Source organism: Roseiarcus sp. (assembly GCF_049514155.1).
Lineage (GTDB): Bacteria > Pseudomonadota > Alphaproteobacteria > Rhizobiales > Beijerinckiaceae > Roseiarcus.
On record NZ_JBEKVH010000110.1, the window covers coordinates 1 to 13,120 of the forward strand.

A 13,120-nucleotide genomic window follows, 5' to 3' on the forward strand; every position below is an offset into this window, starting at 1 on the left:
GATGCCGCCAAGCGGCCGGAGGCCGCCGCGGCTCAGCCGCCGAGCAATTCGGCCAGCGTCGCGGCGATCGTCTCGGTCGCGCGGTAGAGATCCGCGAGCGGCAGGCGTTCGTCGGCGCGATGGGCGTTGGCGTCCTCGATCGAACGCGGCCCGGCGCCGTAGAGCACGATCGGAACCCCGGCCTTCGCGTAATGGCGCGCGTCGGTATAGAGCGGCACGCCGCCAGCGGCGATCGGCTCGCCCATGACCCGGCTCGCCTGACGGACAAGCGTCTCGGCCAGTCGCTCGCCAGCCGGCGTCGGCCTCAGCGGCTCGGCGAGCAGGATGCGGAGCGCCGCGACCGTCGCGGCGGGAAACGCCTTGGCCGCCTCGCCGATGACGCGCCTGAGCTCGGCCTCGACCTCGGCCGGCTTTTCTTCCGGGATCATGCGGCGGTCGAGGCGGAAGACGACGCGGTCAGGCACGACGTTGGTGTTGATCCCGCCGGAGATCAGCCCGACCGTCATCTGCGCCGCGCCGACGCCAGGGATCGCCGAAACGCGCGCGCTCAGGCTGCGCCGCCAAGCGTAGAGCGCGCTCAGGACGCCATTTGCGGCTTCGAGCGCATCGACGCCGGTGAACGGCTTGGCGGCGTGGGCTGAGCGCCCGCGGACCTCGACCTCGAGATGCAGGCAGCCGTTGTGGGCGTTGACGACGCTGTAGGAGAACCCGGCGCCGATCGCCAGATCGGGCTTGGTCAGGCCCTGCTCGATCAGCCAGCGCGGGCCGATCTCGCCGCCCGCTTCCTCGTCGTAGGTGACGTGCAGTTCGACCGCGCCGGCGAGCCTGGCCCCTGAGCGCTCGAGCGCCATCAGCGCAAAGGCGTAGCTGGCGATGTCGGACTTCGACACCGCGACGCCGCGTCCGTACATCCAACCGTCGGCGATCTCGGCCCCGTACGGGTCCTTGGTCCAGCCGGCGCCGGGCGGCACGACGTCGCCATGAGCGTTGAGCGCGATCGTCGGTCCCGGCCCGAATTTCCGTCTGACGATGAGGTTGGTCGCCGAGACCATGCCGTTGGCCTTGACCAGCGCCTCAGGAACCCTGTGGCGCTCGACGGCGAAGCCGAGGCCCTCGAGCAGCTTGGCGACGACCTCGGCCGCCGGCGCGCAGTCGCCGGGCGGATTGTCGGACGGCGCCTTGACGACCTCGGCGAGGAAGCGGGCTTCGGCGTCGCGGTTGGCGGCGACGAAATCGTGGATGGCGGTCTCGATGGCGGGCCTCATGCGTCTCTCGCGGCTTCGCGCGCGCCCCGCCTCGCGGCGCCGGGCGCGTCCGTCCCTAAGTCCGACTGCGGTCGATCGCGGTCAAGCGCGGCGCATCGGCAAGGACCTTCAAAATCCTTCGATGCGCATGCCGTCGTAGGCCGGCTCGACGCCGGGCGGCAGACGTTTGCGCAGCGCCTCGTAGTCCAAGTCGACGTGAAGATTGGTCAGCACCGCGCGGCGCGGGCGCATGGTTTCGATTCCCGCCAGAGCGTCGTCGAGGCTCCAGTGCGAGGGATGCGGCGCGTAGCGCAGCGCGTCGACGATCCAGACGTCGAGCCCCTCGAGCCAGCGCCGGCTCGCCTCCGGCACGCCATTGAGGTCGGGCGTATAGGCGAGGCCGCCAAAGCGGAACCCGAGCGCGCTGATGTCGCCGTGCTCGAGGTCGAAAGGGATCGCTTCGATCGACCCGCCCGCCCCTTCGACGACGATCGGCTCGCCGGCGCGGATGCGCCGCTCTTCAACCATCGGCGGATAGGAGCTGCCGGGCGGCGTCTCGAAGATGTAACCGAATTTGCGCCGCAACGCTTCGGAGGTCGTCGCGTCGACATGGATAGCGAGACGTCGCCGCATCGCCATGTAGATCGGCCTGAGATCGTCGATGCCATGCGTATGGTCGGCGTGCTCGTGGGTGATCAGCACGGCGTCGAGATGGGCCACGTTCGCGCCGAGCAGTTGCTCGCGTAAATCAGGCGACGTGTCGATCAGCGTCTGCGTGCGGCCCTTCGGCCCGTGGCGTGCGACCAGAACCGAGCAGCGGCGGCGGCGATTGCGCGGATTGTTGGGGTCGCAGGCGCCCCACCCTTGCGCGACGCGCGGCACGCCCGCCGACGAGCCGCAGCCGAGGATGGTCAGCGACAGGCTCACGCTGCGTCGCCCTCGGCCGCGATCTTGGAAAACAGCCTCAGCGTGTTGGCGCGCGTCGCGGCGGCGAGCGCAGCGAAGTCGACGCCTTTCGCTTCCGCGAGGACGCGCGCCGTCTCGACGACGAACGCCGGCTCGTTGCGCCGGCCGCGATGGGGAACCGGCGCCAGATACGGCGCGTCGGTTTCGACCAGCAGCCGGTCGAGCGGAATGCTGCGCGCCAGCGCGCGCAGTTCGGCGGAATTCTTGAACGTCAGCACGCCGGAGAACGACACGTAGAGGCCAAGCGCGAGACCCGTCTCGGCGAGCGCCGGCGACGAGGTGAAGCAATGCAGCACCGCCGCGAACGCCCCCTGCCCCATTTCGTCGCGCAGAATGGCGGCGACGTCGTCGTCGGCCTCGCGAGCGTGGACGACGAGCGGCAACGCGAGCTCGCGCGCGAGCGCGATCTGGGCGCGGAAGACGCGCTTGGCGACTTCCGGCGGCGCGTAGTTGTAGTGGTAGTCGAGCCCCGCTTCGCCGATTCCGACGCACTTGGGATGGGCGGCGAGCGCGCGGATCGCGGAAACGTCCGTCTCGGGTTCCTCGGCGGCGTGATGCGGATGGGTGCCGACGGTGAAATAGACCGAGGGAAAACGCTCGGCGATCGCCTGCAGCCGCCCCGCCTCGGCGACGCGGGTCGAGATGGTCGTCATCCGCTCGACGCCGGCCGCTTCGGCGCGCGCCACGACGTCCTCGATTTCGGCCGCGAAATCGGGGAAATCGAGATGGCAATGGCTGTCGATCAGCGTCATGCCGTGGCTTCGCCTTCCGGCTCGACATAGCGAGGGAAGATCGGCTTCGGCGCCGGCAGCGGCGCGCCGGGCTTCAACCGGCGCGGCGCCGAGAAGCGGCCGGCCTCCTCGCCGGCGTCGATCGCCGCGAAGTCGCGATCAGCCGCGGCGACGCCGAGCAGATCGAGCAGCTTGGCCATCGCGGCGGGCGTCGCCGGCTGCAGCAGGATGGCGGCGACGCGGACAACCTCGATCGTCGCATAGAGCGTCAGGCGCATGCGCGCCGGATCGGTCTTGGCGAGCTTCCAGGGTTCGGCGGCGGCGAAATAGCGGTTGGCCTCGGCGACGACCTCGAACACGGCGCCGAGATAAAGATGCAGCGCGAAGCTCTGCATGTGCTGGCGCGCGAGGTCGACCAGCGCGTCGGCGCGGGCGAGGATCGCCAGATCGGCGGCGCCGGGCTCGGCCTCGCGCCAGTCGGGAACCGCGCCGCCGCAGTTCTTGGCGATCATCGACAGCGAACGCTGCGCGAGATTGCCGAGATCGTTGGCGAGATCGGCGTTGATGCGCTGGACGATCGCCTCGTGCGAATAGCTGCCGTCCTGGCCGAACGGAACCTCGCGCAGGAAGAAATAGCGCAGCGGGTCGACGCCGTAAGCGGCGACCAGATCGGCCGGGCTGACGACGTTGCCGACCGACTTCGACATTTTTTCGCCGCGGTTGAACAGGAAGCCGTGGACGACGACCTGACGCGGAATCGGCAGGCCGGCCGACATCAGGAACGCCGGCCAGTAGATCGCGTGAAAGCGGGTGATGTCCTTGCCGATGACATGCGCGTCGGCCGGCCAGAACTTCGCCCGCGGCCCGTCGTCGGGGAAGCCGGTCGCGGTGATGTAGTTGGTCAGCGCGTCGACCCAGACGTACATGACGTGCTTTGGATCGCCGGGCACCGGCACGCCCCAGTCGAAGGTCGTGCGGCTGATCGACAGGTCGGCGAGGCCGCGCTTGACGAAGGCGACGATCTCGTTGCGGTAGGTCTCGGGCGTGATGAAGTCGGGATTGGCGTCGTAATGGGCGAGCAGCTTGTCGGCATAGGCCGACAGCTTGAAGAAGTAGCTCTCCTCCTCGACCCACTGCGCCGGCGCGCCGCTTGGCGCGAGCTTGCCGCCGTCCGGCGCGTCGGCGAGCTCGCTCTCGTCGAAATAGGCTTCGTCGCGCACCGAATACCAGCCGGCGTATTTCGACAGATAGACGTCGCCGTTGGCCTTCATGCGCTCCCAGATCGCCTGGACCGAGCGCTTGTGCCGCTCCTGCGTCGTGCGCACGATGTCGTCGGCGCGCGCGTTCAGCGCCTCGCCCATCGCTTCGAATTGCGCCGCGACGCCGTCGACGAAGGCTTGCGGGGTCACGCCTTCGCGCGCGGCGGTCTGCTGCACTTTGAGGCCATATTCGTCCATGCCGGTGACGAACAGCGTCTCGCGGCCGTCGAGCCGCATGAAGCGCTGGATGGCGTCGGTGGCGATGCGCTCGTAGGCGTGGCCGATATGCGGCGCGCCGTTGGCGTAGGGAATGGCGGTGGTGATGTAGAAGCGCTGGCTCATGGCGCCCCCTCCCTAGAGCATTTCCCGCCACTTGAAAATGAGCGGCGGGGCGGCCCTTCAGAGGCGGCGCGACTGTGCGGCGATGTCCTCGAACGCCGCCAGCACGTGCAATCGCCGGTCGAGATTGAGCGCCTCGGTCTCGCGAGTGGCCGCGCGCAACCGATCCCAAAGTTCGGTCAACGCCCGCCGCGCGGTCGGCGAGGCGGCGGCGCGCGCGCGCGCAGCCAACCATTCGCACAGAGCCGCGTTCAGCGCGACGAAGGAATCGGCGGCGGCGCGATCGCCGACCGCGTCGGCGAGCCGGTGAACCATGCGCGGCTCGGCGGCCGGCAGCTGAGCGATCGCGGCGTCGATCAGCGCGCCGAGGTCCTGCGCGTCGGGGTCGAGCCGACGCAGCGCCTCGCGCGCCGAACCGTCGGCGCGCGCCGCCGCTTGCGCCCGCCGGGCGGGATCGATCGCGTCCCATGGCGGGCCGAGGCCGGCGATCGTCGCTTCGATCTCGCTTGGGCTCAGCCGTTCAAGCAGCAGCCGGCGGCAGCGCGAGCGGACGGTCGGCAGCACCCGCCCCGGCCGGTGCGCGACGACGAGGATCAGGGCGCGGGGCGGCGGCTCTTCGATCATCTTCAACAGCGCGTTGGCGCCGGCGGGATTGAGCTCGTCGGCGCAGTCGACGATGGCGACCCGCCAGCCGCCGAAGGCCGCCGACATGTGGAACATCGACAATGCGGCGCGTACGTCCTCGACGCGGATTTCGGCGTAGAAGCCTTTCGACTTGGCGTTCCATTCGCGGCGCGCCAAAGCGAAATCGGGGTGCGACAGCGCCGCGAGCTGGCGCGCCGCCGGATGGTCGGGGGCGACGGAAAGGTCGCGGGCGCTCTGCGCCGCCGCCGCCGTCGGATCGGGATTGGCGAGCACGAAGCGCGCGAAGCGCCAGGCGAGCGTCGCCTTGCCGATTCCTTCGCGGCCGCCGATCAGCCAGGCGTGGGCGAGCCGGCCTTCGCGATAGGCGGCGAGCATCGCCGCTTCTGCGGCGGCGTGGCCGACGAGCCGCGTGGCGAGACGCGGATGCGGCGCGCCGGGGAAGGCGTCGCTTTCCGGCGGCGCGTCATTCGCCGGGCGGCTCATGGCTTCGCCGCGGTTGCGGCGTTGAGCGCCTCGCCGAGGCGCGCCCGCACCGCCGCCCAGATCGCGGCGGCGACCTCGCTCTCGGCCGGGCGCGCGTCGATCAGCGCGCAGCGCTCCGGCTCGGCTTCGACGATCGCCAGAAATGCGCGCCTGAGCGTTTCGTGAAAGACCAGCCCCTCCCCTTCGAAACGGTCGGCGGCCGCTTCGCCGCGTCGCGCCGAGGCGCGCGCAAGACCCTCGCCGGCCGGCAGGTCGAGCACCAAGGTGAGGTCGGGTCGGCAGAGGCCGACCGCGACCCGTTCGAGACTGGCGACCAGCTCCGGATCGAGCCGGCCCGCCGCGCCCTGATAGGCGCGCGTCGAATCGAGGAATCGGTCGCTGACCACCCATTCGCCGCGCTTCAGCGCCGGCGCGATCGTTGCGTCGATATGGTCGATGCGGGCGGCGCTGAACAGGATTGCCTCGCCGATCGCGCCGTAGCGCGCCGCGCCGCCGGACAGAATGACTTCGCGCAGCGCTTCCGCCCCCGGCGAGCCGCCTGGCTCGCGGGTCAGCACGACCGTGAGCCCGGCTTCGCTGAGCCGGGCGGCGAGACGCCGCGCCTGGACCGACTTGCCCGCCCCCTCCCCGCCTTCGAGGGTGATGAACCGGCCCGGCGCCGGCGCGCGCGCCATCAGTTCTTCGCCAGCGCGCCGCGGATGAGATTGGTGGCGAACTCGACGCCGGCGTCGAACGCCCGCTTGCCGAGGCCGCCGAGCGGAATCGCCTTCTGCGTGCGCAGCGGCGCTTCAAGCGCGAGCGTCTCGCCGCGCCACACTCTGAGCGTCGCCACCTCGGCGTCGGCGGCGACCGGCGCCGCCAGCGGCCCGCGGTAGACGATCTTCGCCGTCAGCCGCTCCTGGCCCCCTCGGGTCAGAAACACCTTAATCGGTCCGTCGCAGGTCAGAGGGACCTCGCTGGCGGCGCCGCCGAAGACCGACGCCGTCCCGACGATTTCGCCGGGCTGGAACAGCAGCCGCGGCTCAAACGAGTGAAAGCCCCACTCGAGCAGCTTGCGCGCCTCTTCGCCCCGTTCGGGCGCCGTCTTGAGGCCGGCGACGACGACGATCAGCCGCTGCCCGTCCTGGAGCGCCGAGCCGATCAGGCTGAAGCCGCCCTCCGGCGCTTCGCCGGTTTTCAGGCCGTCGGCGCCGGGCTCGGCGCCGAGCAGCGGGTTGCGGTTCAACTGGCGGATCTTGTTCCAGGTGAACTCCTTCTCGCCGAAGTAATGGTAGTCGTCGGGATATTCGCGGATGACGTAGGCGGCGAGCCGCGCCATGTCGCGCGCGGTGGTCTTCTGCGCCGGGTCGTCGCGCCCCCACGGGTCGACGAAGTTGGAATGGGCGAGGCCGAGCTCGGCGGCGCGCTTGTTCATCCGGTCGGCGAAGGCCTCCTCACTGCCCGCCATCCCCTCGGCGAGGACGATCGCCGCGTCGTTGCCGGACTGGACGATGAGGCCGCGCAGCAAATCCTCGACCCGGACGTTGGAGTTCACGTCGAGAAAGCTCGCGGTGGCGTGGGCGTGAGCGCCGCCGGTTCGCCAGGCGTGCTCCGAAACGTGAAACGTGTCGTCGAGATGGAGGCGGCCCTCCTTCAGCTCGCGGAAAACGAGCTCCGCAGTCATCAGCTTGACCAACGCCGAAGCCGGGAACTGCGCGTCCGCATTTTTTTCGTAAAGCGTCGCGCCGCTCTCGTAGTCGACGAGCAGCGCCTGCGGCGCCGCGCTCTGGAATCCCTCGCCGCGCGCCCCGCCTGACAACGTCAGCGTCAGCGCTACCGCCATGAAGATGAACTTGAGGCGAGCGGGCACGGCGGGTCCTTGAGCGCGCCGAGGCGATCGGCGCGCCTGTTTTGGCGCCGGCTCGAAGACAAATCAACGATGGAGAGGCGTCTGCGCGCCGAGGTTCAGCGCGGATCGCCCTCGGTCACCCGGGCGAAGGGGTCGCCGCGCAGCCGCCGCAAGGCCGGCGTCTCGCGATCGGCGAAATAGAGCGTCCGCTCGCCTGCCGAGGCTTGCATGACCGGCCGGCGCGGCGGCGGGAGCGGCGCCGCGGCGGCGGTGTCGAGGACGCGCGCAATCGCGCCCAGATCGAACGGACGCGCCGGCGGCGGCGGCGCCTTCATCAGCTTGGGATTGGCGGCGGCGACGAACGGCGGGCCGTCCTCGCGCGGGCGTTCGGCGACGGCCGGGCGAGGCTGCGGCGCCGGTTGCTCCGGCTCGGCCTCGGCGACCAGGGTCGGGCTCGCCGGCGACCCGTCAAGCGTCGCCGGCTTGCCGTCGGTGCGCAGGCTCGCGACCAGACTCGAGTCGTCCGTGCCGGCGAGCGGCGCCGGACCGACGTATTCGACCTTGACCTTCGCGGTGCCGGCCGACTTGAAATCGAGCATGTCGGCGACGCGCGACGAGACGTCCATGATGCGGCCCGGGGCGTAAGGGCCGCGATCGTTGACGCGAACGATCATCGAATAGCCGTTGCCGAGGTTGGTGACGCGCGCGTAGCTCGGCAGCGGCATGGTCGGATGCGCCGCGCTCAGCGAGCCCATGTCGTAGACCTCGCCGTTGGCGGTGCGCCGTCCGTGGAAGGCGTCGCCGTACCACGACGCCAAGCCGACCGCCGCGTAATGGGCGTTCTCGCTCGGATAATAGGTGCGCCCGGCGATCGTGTAGGGATGGCCGACGAGATATTGGCCGCCGCCGCGCGGCACCGGTTCGCCGTCGTCGACGACCCGCGGGCTCGCCGGCCCGTATCTGGCGACGGAAAAGAACTCGCCCCCTCGGCGCGCATGCTGACTGGGCGGCTGGGCGCAACCGGCAAGCGTCGCGGCAAGCACCGCCAACGCCCCCGCCCCGCGGACGACCCAAAGCGACGGAGCTGACGCGGCCGAGGTCATCGCGTCCGCCCAGGAACCGCGGCGCAGCGGACCACACTGGGCCGCGCGCCCGCAAGACGACGGGAACGGAAGCTCGGTTGGGCGGACATCACGGGCGTCACTGTGGCCCGACTTCCTTTCCAAACGCCTAACGCCTGAAAATTGAAAGAGATCAATTCGCGCGCCACATCAAGCTCTTCGCCGATCGGCGACCGCCTCCAGCCTGGTCGCGCGGCGCGCGCGGCGCCCGCCTCGGGCTGAATGGACGCCGATAGGCCCAATTGTGAACGTGTTGCGCAGAAATTGCGGCGCCATCATGGCCGCCGGCCCCGCCGCGCCGCGGCGGGCTGGCGACTCCGGCAGGACTCGAACCTGCGACCTGCCGCTTAGAAGGCGGCTGCTCTTTCCAACTGAGCTACGGAGCCGGCTGGGCGGCGCCCTTTCAGTGCGACCACGGGGTCGGGCGGCCGGAACGAAAATTGTCGGAATAGGACACGACTTTGCGCGTCGCGGGCTTGGGCTCCTCGACTCTGTAGGCGAGGCCGGCGCGGCTCGCATAGGCCATCGCCTCCTCCTTGCTGGAAAAACGCAGGCGCACTTGCGAACGCATGTCGGAGGAGGCCGTCCAACCCATCAGCGGCTCGGCCTGGCGCGGCGATTCGGGCTCGAATTCGAGCACCCACTGATCCTTCGCCTGACCCGCCTGCATCGCGTTGCGAGCCGGCAAATAGATGCGCGCCATCATGATGCCTCGCCTCTCCTCAGGCGGCCGGTCGCCCTGGTCGGGGTAGCAGGATTCGAACCTGCGGCCTGAAGTACCCAAAACTTCCGCGCTACCGGGCTGCGCTATACCCCGACGTTCGCGCCGTGGCTAACATAGCCTCAGCCGTCGGACAATGCGTTTTCGCCGTCTCGGCCGTCACTTGCCCTCGCGCCTGGCGCGCTCGCGCATCAGGGCGATGCGGATCCAGCGGCTGTAGGCGCCGACAATCGCATAGGCGAACCCGTCCCCGCCGGCGAGAAAGAAGCGGCGGGCGAAATAGTAGCGGCAGAACGCGATCGGAAACTCGACGATCAGCCGCAAGGTCAGACCGGCGCTCGATCGCGCCGGCTGGGTGTCGGCCGCCAATTGGCCGACATAGACCGCCTTGGTCACGGCGTGGTTGAGGTTGCGGGTGCTGTAGTGCCAGAGCGGGTTGCGCAGTCGGACCGGCGTTTCCGCCGTCGCGATCTCGAGCTTGTCCCAGTTCGGGTTCGGCCCGGTGCGGGCGACGCGGCGGTCGTAGATGAGGATCTGCTCGTGGCAGAAACTCAGCGGCCATGGCTTGTCGTAGCCGGGAAACACCGACGCCTTGCGCACGACCATCAGCTTGGCCGGCCCGGCGGCGAACGCGCGCTTGATCTCGGCGACCAGCGCCTCGGTCGCAGCCTCGTCGGCGTCGAGCGAGAAGATCATGTCGTTCGAACACTTCTCTTCGCCGAAATGGCGCTGCGGTCCGAATCCCGGCCAGGGATTCTCGTAGACGATTGCGCCGAGCGAGCGGGCGATCGCCGCCGTGTCGTCCTTCGAGCCGGCGTCGACGACCACCACTTCGGCGCCAAGCGAGGCGACCGAGCGCAACGTCCGCGCGATGCGGTCGCCCTCGTTGAGCGTGCGGATGAGCACGCTGAGCGGCAGGCGGGCCGGCTCGGACGCGGCGGTCAAAACGGCTCCTTCCTCAACCCGGCGTAATAGAGGCGCTTCTTGGCCCAACGCACCCATTTGCCGAGCTTGGTCTTGGCGCGCGGCGGCGCGGTCGGATCCCTGACGTTGCGCCCCTGACCGATGTGATGGGCGACGCCGGGGAGAAAATACGCCTCCCGTCCGCCGTCGCGCTTGACCATCGCCGAGATCTGGTCGTGACGGACGCGGCCGAACGGCGCGTAGGCGTGGTAGAGCGCGGCGCGCATCAGCCCGGGGCCGTTCGACCAGCCGAAGAACTCCGGATGGGCGTCCAGACGCATCACCCGGAACGACGCCCCGCCGCATTGGACGGGATCGGAGCGGACGCGGTATTTCGGCTTGATCTCGTCAAAATCGCGCACGCAGATGTTGGCGACGTCGGCGCGCGTCGCCATGAGCGCGCGCAAGGCGTCCCAGTCGACCGGCCCCTCGAACGCCCAGTCATCCTCCAGATGGAAGAGATAGGTCGTCTCGACCAGGGGGAACATCCGGTCGATCGAACGCATCTGGCCGATGCGCTCGCGGCCGGAAAGGACGAGCGCGTCCGGATAGGCGGCTTCGATCGCCGCGACCACGGCGGCGTCGGCCGAGTCCTCGGAAATGATGGTCCGGCCGCCGGGGTTGAAGGCGCGGAACGACCGCATCGTCTCGGCAAGAAGGTCAAGTCGCGCGCAACTCGTGACGCAGACGGTCACGTCGTCGGGAACTGGCTGGAGCGCGTTCGCTTGCGTCAAGATTGTCCGTGCGGGCGTCGTCATAGGTTCGCGCCTCTCTACACAACCCACAGCGGTCCAGCAAGGCGGAGGGCGCGTTGCCACCCGGGGACCCCTCGTATACAAGCCCTGTCACGCCATGGTCCGCATCATCCACGCTTCAAACTTCGGCCGAAAAGCCAAGGGCGCGTTCCAGCACGCGGTCGAGCACAAGATCACCAACGGGCTCATTCGCAACGGCCACGCGGTGTCGAACTTCTCCGACCGCGACGTCGCGCGCGCCGGCACCCTGCTCGGCCATCTTCCAGCCGGCGCGAAAGCGGCCAACCGCGCCTTTCTCGACTTCTGCCTCGCCGTTGGTCCCGACCTGATCGTGCTCGGCCACGCCGACCTGATCACGGCCGAAACCCTGCGCAGAATCCGCGACAGCATTCCAAATCTGCAGGTGATCCAGTACGACGTCGACTGGCTGATGGAGGAGCGCAATATCCGCGACATCCTCGCCAAGGCGGACGTCGTCGACGCGACCTTGGCGACGACTGCCGGCGAGACGCTCAGGCGCATCTTCGTCCCCGGCAAGAAGCTCGGCTTCATGCCCAATCCGGTCGATTTCTCGATCGAGAGCGGTCACAACCACGAGCGGCGCGACCTGCCCTTCGATCTCTTCTACGCTTGCGGCAACGAGTTGAGCGTCCGTTGGGTCTGCGGTCGCCAGACGACCGCCAAGGAGGTGCTGGCGGCGATCGAAGCGCGCATCCCCGGAATTCGCATCTTGTCGCCGGGCGCGCGCGGCGAGCCGAACTTCGCCGGCGCCAAGTATCAGCGCGCGCTGGAATCCGCCGCCGTCGGTCTCAATCTCAGCCGGCGCAACGACATCTACCTGTATACTTCCGACCGGCTCGCGCACATGGCCGGCAACGGCCTTGCGGTGATGCTGGAGGCCGCCAACGGCTACCAGCAATTCGTGCCGGAAGGCGAGTTCGTCTACTTCCGCGACTTCGATGAAATGATCGAAAAGCTGCGCCGCCTGATCGCCGAGCCCGACTATCGTCAGGCCGTCGCCGCCGCCGGCCGCAGTCGCTACCACGACTTGTTCAACGAGCAGGTTGTCGCCCGCTACCTCGTCGATGTGGCGTTCGACCGCCTCGATCCAGCGGCCTATCCCTGGCCGACGCTCCATGCCTTCTGACCGCGACGGCGCGGCGATCGGGCCGCTCGCCCTCGCCACCCAGTGCTTCGCGCCCGATTTCGGCGGCGTCGAAGTCCTGATGACCGGCCTCGCAGACGCCGTGGCCGCGAGCGGCCGCGCGGTCGAGGTCTTCGCCGACCATATCCACCGGCGCGATGCGAGCGAACTCGCTCGCCCCTACCCGATCCGACGGTTCGGCTCGATCCGACCGTTGCGGCGGTGGATGAAGCGTCGCGCGCTGGCGGAGCGCGCCGAGCCGGGCTTCGCCGGCGTTTTCGCCGATTCGTGGAAGAGCGTCGCCGCAATTCCGGCGGGGGTCGGACCCATCGCCGTCCTCGCCCACGGCAACGAGATCCCTGAGGACATCGACGGAGAGCGCGCGCGCCGCGTCCGCGCCGCCCTTGGCCGCGCGCGGACGGTCATCGCGATTTCCCAATTCACCGCCGAAATGACCCGACGCATCGTCGCGCCGGCGTCGACCAACATCGTCGTCGTCAATCCGCCGCTGGAGCCGCAGGACGCCGCCGACGCAGCCGCGCTGGCGGCGGTCGACGCCCGCATCGCCGGCCGCACGCCGGTCGTCTCGAGCCTGTCGCGGCTCGAGCCGCGCAAGGGCGTCGATATGGTGCTTGCGACGCTTCCGCGCCTGCGCGAGCGCTTTCCCGGCATCGTCTATCTCGTCGGCGGCGACGGCGACGATCTGCCGCGGCTGCGCCGGCTCGCCGCCGCGCACGGCGTCGAGGCCCAGGTCGAATTTCTCGGCCGTCTCCCCGACGGTCAGGCCAAGGCGGCGCTGTTCGAGCGCAGCGACGTCTTCGCCATGCCGGTGAGACGAGTCGGCGCGTCGGTCGAGGGTTTCGGCATCGTTTACGCCGAGGCGGCCTGGCGCGGCGTGCCGAGCCTCGCCGGCGCCGAAGG

The 13,120-nt window shown here is 69.7% G+C and carries 13 protein-coding genes and 2 tRNA genes; 2 read left to right on the forward strand and 13 right to left on the reverse strand.

What is annotated here, in order from left to right; translation table 11 throughout:
- Positions 1-32 precede the first annotated feature (32 nt).
- The 13 genes from ABSF49_RS14955 to ABSF49_RS15015 form a co-directional block, all read right to left on the reverse strand.
- On the reverse strand, positions 33-1,265 hold the full coding sequence (locus ABSF49_RS14955) for a M20/M25/M40 family metallo-hydrolase (RefSeq protein WP_424113454.1): 1,233 nt from the start codon (positions 1,263-1,265) through the stop codon (positions 33-35).
- Positions 1,266-1,373: 108 nt separating this feature from the next.
- Positions 1,374-2,171: an MBL fold metallo-hydrolase gene (locus ABSF49_RS14960; protein WP_424113455.1), complete on the reverse strand. Its 798-nt coding sequence runs from the start codon at positions 2,169-2,171 to the stop codon at positions 1,374-1,376.
- Positions 2,168-2,962, reverse strand: coding sequence for a TatD family hydrolase (locus tag ABSF49_RS14965; protein ID WP_424113456.1), 795 nt, complete (start codon positions 2,960-2,962; stop codon positions 2,168-2,170). Before ABSF49_RS14965 ends, ABSF49_RS14960 begins: the two co-directional genes overlap by 4 nt.
- Positions 2,959-4,542, reverse strand: coding sequence for a methionine--tRNA ligase (gene metG / locus ABSF49_RS14970; RefSeq protein ID WP_424113457.1), 1,584 nt, complete (start codon positions 4,540-4,542; stop codon positions 2,959-2,961). Before metG ends, ABSF49_RS14965 begins: the two co-directional genes overlap by 4 nt.
- Before the next feature lie 57 nt (positions 4,543-4,599).
- Positions 4,600-5,667 carry a DNA polymerase III subunit delta' gene (locus ABSF49_RS14975; RefSeq protein WP_424113458.1) on the reverse strand — a complete coding sequence of 356 codons (1,068 nt, stop codon included), beginning with the start codon at positions 5,665-5,667 and terminating at the stop codon, positions 4,600-4,602.
- Positions 5,664-6,341 carry a dTMP kinase gene (tmk, locus tag ABSF49_RS14980; protein WP_424113459.1) on the reverse strand — a complete coding sequence of 226 codons (678 nt, stop codon included), beginning with the start codon at positions 6,339-6,341 and terminating at the stop codon, positions 5,664-5,666. The genes ABSF49_RS14975 and tmk overlap by 4 nt, the downstream gene beginning before the upstream one ends.
- Positions 6,341-7,516 carry a D-alanyl-D-alanine carboxypeptidase family protein gene (locus ABSF49_RS14985; protein WP_424113460.1) on the reverse strand — a complete coding sequence of 392 codons (1,176 nt, stop codon included), beginning with the start codon at positions 7,514-7,516 and terminating at the stop codon, positions 6,341-6,343. The genes tmk and ABSF49_RS14985 overlap by 1 nt, the downstream gene beginning before the upstream one ends.
- A 95-nt stretch (positions 7,517-7,611) precedes the next feature.
- Positions 7,612-8,538, reverse strand: coding sequence for a septal ring lytic transglycosylase RlpA family protein (locus ABSF49_RS14990; RefSeq protein WP_424113466.1), 927 nt, complete (start codon positions 8,536-8,538; stop codon positions 7,612-7,614).
- Between the two features lie 387 nt (positions 8,539-8,925).
- Positions 8,926-9,002 (reverse strand) — tRNA-Arg (locus tag ABSF49_RS14995).
- Positions 9,003-9,019: 17 nt separating this feature from the next.
- Positions 9,020-9,319 (reverse strand): ETC complex I subunit, encoded by a 300-nt coding sequence (locus ABSF49_RS15000; RefSeq protein WP_424113461.1) that lies wholly within the window; start codon positions 9,317-9,319, stop codon positions 9,020-9,022.
- Between the two features lie 37 nt (positions 9,320-9,356).
- Positions 9,357-9,433: transfer RNA gene (locus ABSF49_RS15005), tRNA-Pro, on the reverse strand.
- Between the two features lie 63 nt (positions 9,434-9,496).
- Positions 9,497-10,282 (reverse strand): glycosyltransferase family 2 protein, encoded by a 786-nt coding sequence (locus tag ABSF49_RS15010; protein ID WP_424113462.1) that lies wholly within the window; start codon positions 10,280-10,282, stop codon positions 9,497-9,499.
- Entirely contained in the window at positions 10,279-11,034 is a 756-nt protein-coding gene (locus tag ABSF49_RS15015; protein WP_424113463.1) for a hypothetical protein, read from the reverse strand. The genes ABSF49_RS15010 and ABSF49_RS15015 overlap by 4 nt, the downstream gene beginning before the upstream one ends.
- Positions 11,035-11,152: 118 nt before the next feature.
- Here ABSF49_RS15015 and ABSF49_RS15020 point away from each other — a divergent pair, with 118 nt between their 5' ends.
- Together ABSF49_RS15020 and ABSF49_RS15025 are read left to right on the forward strand one after the other, a co-directional pair.
- Entirely contained in the window at positions 11,153-12,202 is a 1,050-nt protein-coding gene (locus ABSF49_RS15020; RefSeq protein ID WP_424113464.1) for a glycosyltransferase family protein, read from the forward strand.
- A partial coding sequence (locus tag ABSF49_RS15025; protein ID WP_424113465.1) for a glycosyltransferase family 4 protein occupies positions 12,192-13,120 on the forward strand: 929 nt, incomplete at its 3' end. The genes ABSF49_RS15020 and ABSF49_RS15025, both read left to right, overlap by 11 nt.

Excerpts from the sequence above, each read along its gene's own strand:
- ABSF49_RS14955 (WP_424113454.1), bottom strand. The coding sequence starts at position 1,265 with ATGAGGCCCGCCATCGAGACCGCCATCCACGATTTCGTCGCCGCCAAC.
- ABSF49_RS14965 (WP_424113456.1), bottom strand. The coding sequence starts at position 2,962 with ATGACGCTGATCGACAGCCATTGCCATCTCGATTTCCCCGATTTCGCG.
- metG (WP_424113457.1), bottom strand. The coding sequence starts at position 4,542 with ATGAGCCAGCGCTTCTACATCACCACCGCCATTCCCTACGCCAACGGC.
- ABSF49_RS14975 (WP_424113458.1), bottom strand. The coding sequence starts at position 5,667 with ATGAGCCGCCCGGCGAATGACGCGCCGCCGGAAAGCGACGCCTTCCCC.
- tmk (WP_424113459.1), bottom strand. The coding sequence starts at position 6,341 with ATGGCGCGCGCGCCGGCGCCGGGCCGGTTCATCACCCTCGAAGGCGGG.
- ABSF49_RS15000 (WP_424113461.1), bottom strand. The coding sequence starts at position 9,319 with ATGGCGCGCATCTATTTGCCGGCTCGCAACGCGATGCAGGCGGGTCAG.
- ABSF49_RS15020 (WP_424113464.1), top strand. The coding sequence starts at position 11,153 with ATGGTCCGCATCATCCACGCTTCAAACTTCGGCCGAAAAGCCAAGGGC.